Source organism: Rhizobium sp. P1_E1 (assembly GCF_056406015.1).
Genome location: NZ_JBFUAY010000275.1, coordinates 1 through 5,176, shown reverse-complemented (window position 1 = coordinate 5,176; position 5,176 = coordinate 1). Strand labels below are relative to the sequence as shown.

The window sequence follows — 5,176 nt, the reverse complement described above, 5'->3', positions numbered from 1 at the left end:
GCATATGGTAACGAAGAAAGCGGTCGAAGACGGATGACAATGTCGCCATCAGCGTCGCTGAATTGCAGGCAGAGACGATCGCCTGATGGAACTCCCAGTCGTATCGGACCCAGTCGACGGTCCGCGAGACATCGCCGGCGAGGAGCTTGCGTTCAGCAGCAGCCAGTCGGTGATGTGCGGCGACGATGCGCCCCTCCCATTCAAGATTTCCCGCAGCGAAGGCAAGGCCGATCGCATGTGTTTCAAGAACGATCCTGAGGTCGGCGAGCTCCAGAAGTTCGCGGCGCGAAGCAGGGCTGACTTCGAAGCCACGCTGCCCCTCGGCGACAACGAGGTTTTCCGTGGTCAGGCGGCTCAGAATTTCGCGCAGCGATGAAATGCCGATGGAGTAGCGCTCCTTTGCCTGCTCCAGCTTGATCTTGGCCCCCGGCGGCAATGTCCCTGATATGATATCCTCGCGGATCTGCCGAAAGACGACATCGCTTACTGTTTCAGCCGGGTCGTGGACTTGCTTGAGCATGGCTTTTCCTGGTTTCGCCGAAATGCAATTTACGTGGTGGACCTAAAGCTCAAAGAGAAACGTCCGGATCATTTCTATCTCAGCGTCCCTCGCGCCAGCGCATGTTCGACCCCGCCTTGAATATGCAGCACAAGCACCTGCTTGGCCRTCTCCGCATCCCGTCGCAATGCCGCATCCAAAAGCTGTTGGTGTTCATTGGCGGCGACATCGCCTCGATAGGACAAGGCAACCATCTGATATCTGAGATATCTGTCGAAGATCACCGAATGCGTCTCCATCAGTAGTTTCGACCCGCAGGCGGATATCAGCGCTTGGTGGAACTCCCAGTCGTAGCGCTTCCAGTCCTCGGCCCTGCTGGTGTCGCCGGTTGCCATCACCTGTTCCATCCGCGCCAATTTGTAATGCGCCGATACCAGCGGAGCTTCCCACTCCACGTCGCCATGCAAGAACGACTGCTCTAGCGCATGTGTTTCCAGCAGAAGCCTCAGCGCCGCAGTCTCCTTGAGGTCCGAAACGGACACTGGAGACACTTCGAAACCTTTTTGTCCCTCGGCAACGACAAGCCCCTCGGACGACAGCCGATTGAGCACTTCTCGAAGTGTACTGATGCTGGTCTCGTAGGACTCCTTCAAGCTTTCCAGCTTCAACTTTTGTCCGGGGGTCAGCCGACCAAAAATGATGTCGGCTCGAATGCGCCTGTAGCTGCTCTCGGCAATGGTCTCGTTGATAACCGGCTGCAACATGGCGAGTCTCTTATATTTTCTGTATCGTCGGATATATCTCTTTCTGGCATTCTCAATCAAGGAAGCATTCGCAGAATAGGAATTAGAATTTCCTCATATGATGCTGGTTTGCCCGGAGAACGCGGAGGCGACTGGGTCGAGCAGGGCCTGACCACAATACTGCGCCAAATGCCTGTGGGGCCAAGCCCTTTGGCGCGGCTTTTCGCGCTGCTCCTAAAACTGGATTTTTCGGCTCAACAGGGCGGCAATTGTTTTTTCAATCGCGCGCAACCATCTAATAAGCATGACGTACGGGAAAATGTCCCCGCCCTCAGCAGCCCGTTTACCGAAAACCAACCATACTGGGTTGCTTTCCGAAGCGAAAGCCGATTGCTTAGGAAAATCTACTTCTTCTTCCGCTAGCGGTTAGGAGAATGAAAGGGGCCGCAGGCAAACCCGTGGAATTCTACTGCTTCGCATCGGGATGAACAATGACTACGATGGCGACGTGGGAAGGCCGGTTTGAAGAACGATGACGACAGATTTGTTTCAGGTAAAATTTTGGGGCGTCCGCGGCAGTATTCCCGTGTCGGGCCCCGAGTTCGATCGCTACGGCGGTAACACTTCCTGCATCGAAATTCGCTGCGGAAAACATCGGATGATCTTCGACGCAGGCTCCGGCCTGCGCGAGGCTGGGCTATCGATGATCGCCGACAGCGTCAGCGACGTCGATCTGTTCTTCAGCCACTGCCACTACGACCACATCATCGGCCTGCCCTTCTTCAAGGCGATCTATTACCCCTCGATCAACGTCAACATCTGGTCCGGCCATCTCGATGGCAAGATGAGCACGCGCGAAATGGTCGAGCAGTTCATCAGCCCGCCCTGGTTTCCCGTCAAGACCGACATCTGCCAGGCGACGATGAACTTCCGCGATTTCCATGCCGGTCAGGTGCTGACCCCTCACAAGGGCATCGAGATCAAGACCTTCATGCTGAACCATCCGGGCGGCGCCATCGGCTACCGCATCGAATGGCAGGGCCGTTCGGTCGCTCTCGTCTATGACATCGAGCATATTCCCGGCAGCTATGATCCGGTCTCGCTGGAGATGATGCGGGACGCCGATCTCGTCGTCTACGACTGCACCTACAATGAAGACGAGATGCAGCGCTTCAAGGGCTTCGGCCATTCGACCTGGCAGCATGGCACCGAGCTTGCGAAAATGGCGGGCACCAAGCGCTTCGCGCTCTTCCACCACGCCCCCTCCCGCACCGACGAACAGCTGGCGGAGATGGAAACGCAAGCGCAGGCAGCCTTCCCCGAATCCTTTGCCGCGCGCGACAATCAGATCGTGGTGATCTAGCAGCTCCGCTAAAGGCCTCCGTTATCCTGTCCAGTCCGAGGCTCTTCGACTACGTCGAACTGAGCAGGCCTGCGAACGTCACGACGGAACAGATGCTGGGCCGGACCGTTTTCCCCGCAGCGCAAAATCAACGAAACAGGCATCCGTCATGACCGTGCTTTCCGGAAAGTGTCTCTGCGGGCAGGTGCGCATTTCTGTCCGCGGCGAACCCTTACGCGTTGGAATCTGTCATTGCACGGATTGCAGGCAAGAAAGCGGTTCAGCCTTTACCTTTTATGGGATCTGGCCCGCCGGCCAATTCGAACATTCAGGGGAAACCGCCACGTTCCAAGGTCGGCATTTCTGCACCGGGTGCGGTTCGCGGCTGTTTTCCGCCGATGACCAGGAGGCGGAAATCAAGCTTGGCATCCTCTCCGAGGCGCCGACGCCTCTGGTGCCGAGCTACGAACTCTGGGTCAAACGCCGCGAGCCGTGGCTGCGACCGGTGGAAGGCGCCGAGCAGTATGACGAAGACCGAAGGTGAAGAGAACGACGAACGATTCTGAGGAGCTTTCCGATGGCCACTCTCGTCCGACATCGCTGGATGACGGTTGCAGGCGTCGAGACTTTTTACCGCGAGGCCGGCCGAGAAGATGCGCCGGTCTTGTTGCTGCCGCACGGATATCCCTGCTCATCCTATGAATTTCGCAATCTCATGCCGCGCCTTGCCGATCGTTGGCGCCTGATTGCGCCGGATTTCCCGGGTGCGGGCTACAGCGGCACGCCTGATGATTTCGACTACAGCTTCGATGGATACGCTGCCTGGCTGGAGGCCTTCATCGGTGCGATGAATGTCGACCGGTTTGTCCTCTACCTCCACGACTTCGGCTCGCCTATCGGTGCGCGGTTGGCGATCAGAATCCCCCAGCGCATCGTGGCGCTGATCATCCAGAATGGCGATATCCCCTATGAAGATGCCCTCGGACCGAAGTATGCGGATATTGAGGCGACGTGGACGCTTCCAAGATCGGAGATGAGAAAGGTGCTGGCGGAGGCGGTCAGCGAGGCCGCCTTCAGGCACGAATTCCTCAACGATCTGTCGCCCCATCTGGCCGATACGATCCCGCCAGATCTCTGGAAACTACATTGGTCGCTGATCACGCCGCGGCGCAAGGAAATCGCCATAGACCTGATCGCCGGACTGGAGGAGAACCGGGCCTGGTTCCCGGAACACCGCAAATACCTCAGCGAATACCGGCCGCCGACCTTGATTGTCTGGGGTCCGAACGACCACTACATGCCGGAAAAATCAGCGCGAGCCTATCTCCGCGATCTGCCGGATGCCGAACTCCATATCCTGGCCGGCGGCCACTGGCTGCTCGAGACGCATCTCGATGACGCCGTAGCGCTCATGCGAGAGTTTCTCGGGCGAGTTCACGCGTGATCGCTGCTTTCCGCGAGTGTTCTAAGTCTCGAGAAGTGCTGACGCCGCCGACCAGCGGACGGCGGGATGCCGGGCAGTGATCGCAAACAAGGCCGACAGGAAATCCCACGCCGCCGCATCATGCACCAGATGGTGGGTGAGCACGCCAACAGGCTCCTCGCTGCCGGCAAACCGGTCGCGAAGCTCGGCGACCAGTTCGGCCACCAATTCCGCCTCGCCCCGTCCGCCCCGCGTGCCGTGCCAGTCGATGATGTCGACATGGGTGTTGAGCAGCGGCACCGGACCGCCCTGCCTTGCCCGCCCATAGACCGAAAGGGCTGCAAATCCGAGCTCCGGCAACGCCGGGATGAGGGCCGCATCGATCCGGTTCCACGGCGGCACCAGCATCGGCAGGAAGCGAGCCGGATGCAGTCGCTCCAGCAGCCGGAACCCTTCACGCAACTCGCCGAGCACGGCATCCGCCGGCCGCTCGCCGCCGAGTTCCTGCTTCTTCGCCTCAGGCCCTGCATGGTTCGTATGAGACCAACCATGCACCACAACAGTGATGGCTGTTTCCTCCACCAGGCGCGCGGCCAAGGCCTCACCGGTCAGGCCGGGAATAACCGCGAGCGTCAGCGGAATATCGTTTTCGCCCGCCAGTACCATCAGCGTCTCCAGCGTCGGCGTCGGCTCGACGGCGTCGTCATCGCGCAGCCAGAACCGCGCCACGCGGCCGGCAGCCTGCCAGCGGTCAAGCTCGCGGCACAGAGGGTCCCAGGCTATCCCGTCGGTCATCACGTCACTCCTATTCCTGCATTGTCCCGCAAAATTCCGTTCAAAACCTGCGCCGCCATCGCAAGCGAGCGTTGCCCAAGCACGAAGCGCCGCGCCGTCTGCCCTATGGCGTCGCGCCTTTGCCTGTCGTCAAGCAAGGCGGTCACAGCCTCGGCATAGGCGGCGACATCGCCATCCGGCGTCAGCAGGCCGGTCACCCCAGCCTTGACCACCGCTGGCACCCCTGCCGTTTCCTGCGCAACGACAGGCAGGCCGGCGGCCTGGGCTTCCAGATAGGCAAGACCATAGGCCTCGCCGCAGCCGGGCCAGACATAGAGGCCGCCATGCCCAAGCAGTTCGGCGATCTCGACGGGATTCCGCTCGCCCAGCCATTC

At 59.7% G+C, this 5,176-nt stretch carries 7 protein-coding genes; 3 read left to right on the top strand and 4 right to left on the bottom strand.

Annotation, left to right across the window (positions count from 1 at the left end):
- On the bottom strand, positions 1-520 hold a 520-nt coding region (locus AC1D1Z_RS33820; protein WP_477853182.1), incomplete at its 3' end, for a GntR family transcriptional regulator.
- Between the two features lie 74 nt (positions 521-594).
- Positions 595-1,263 carry a GntR family transcriptional regulator gene (locus tag AC1D1Z_RS33815; RefSeq protein WP_477853184.1) on the bottom strand — a complete coding sequence of 223 codons (669 nt, stop codon included), beginning with the start codon at positions 1,261-1,263 and terminating at the stop codon, positions 595-597.
- A 511-nt stretch (positions 1,264-1,774) separates the two neighbouring features.
- Between AC1D1Z_RS33815 and AC1D1Z_RS33810 the strand changes: the two genes are divergently transcribed.
- From AC1D1Z_RS33810 to AC1D1Z_RS33800, 3 genes are all read left to right on the top strand, one after another.
- Positions 1,775-2,605 (top strand): MBL fold metallo-hydrolase, encoded by an 831-nt coding sequence (locus AC1D1Z_RS33810; RefSeq protein WP_026231047.1) that lies wholly within the window; start codon positions 1,775-1,777, stop codon positions 2,603-2,605.
- A gap of 148 nt (positions 2,606-2,753) precedes the next feature.
- Complete coding sequence (locus AC1D1Z_RS33805; RefSeq protein ID WP_247264356.1) at positions 2,754-3,128, top strand: GFA family protein; 375 nt, start codon at positions 2,754-2,756, stop codon at positions 3,126-3,128.
- A gap of 33 nt (positions 3,129-3,161) precedes the next feature.
- A complete protein-coding gene (locus AC1D1Z_RS33800) occupies positions 3,162-4,028 on the top strand; it encodes an alpha/beta fold hydrolase (protein WP_446982882.1) in 867 nt (288 codons plus the stop codon).
- A 21-nt stretch (positions 4,029-4,049) separates the two neighbouring features.
- On the opposite strand, the gene AC1D1Z_RS33795 is transcribed toward AC1D1Z_RS33800, so the two are convergent.
- Both AC1D1Z_RS33795 and AC1D1Z_RS33790 read right to left on the bottom strand, forming a co-directional pair.
- Positions 4,050-4,802: a polysaccharide deacetylase family protein gene (locus AC1D1Z_RS33795; protein ID WP_130729808.1), complete on the bottom strand. Its 753-nt coding sequence runs from the start codon at positions 4,800-4,802 to the stop codon at positions 4,050-4,052.
- A partial coding sequence (locus tag AC1D1Z_RS33790) for a glycosyltransferase family 4 protein (RefSeq protein WP_477853180.1) occupies positions 4,802-5,176 on the bottom strand: 375 nt, incomplete at its 5' end. The genes AC1D1Z_RS33795 and AC1D1Z_RS33790, both read right to left, overlap by 1 nt.

Coding starts and splice junctions, on each gene's coding strand:
- AC1D1Z_RS33810 (WP_026231047.1), top strand. CDS start 1,775: ATGACGACAGATTTGTTTCAGGTAAAATTTTGGGGCGTCCGCGGCAGT.
- AC1D1Z_RS33805 (WP_247264356.1), top strand. CDS start 2,754: ATGACCGTGCTTTCCGGAAAGTGTCTCTGCGGGCAGGTGCGCATTTCT.
- AC1D1Z_RS33800 (WP_446982882.1), top strand. CDS start 3,162: ATGGCCACTCTCGTCCGACATCGCTGGATGACGGTTGCAGGCGTCGAG.
- AC1D1Z_RS33795 (WP_130729808.1), bottom strand. CDS start 4,802: ATGACCGACGGGATAGCCTGGGACCCTCTGTGCCGCGAGCTTGACCGC.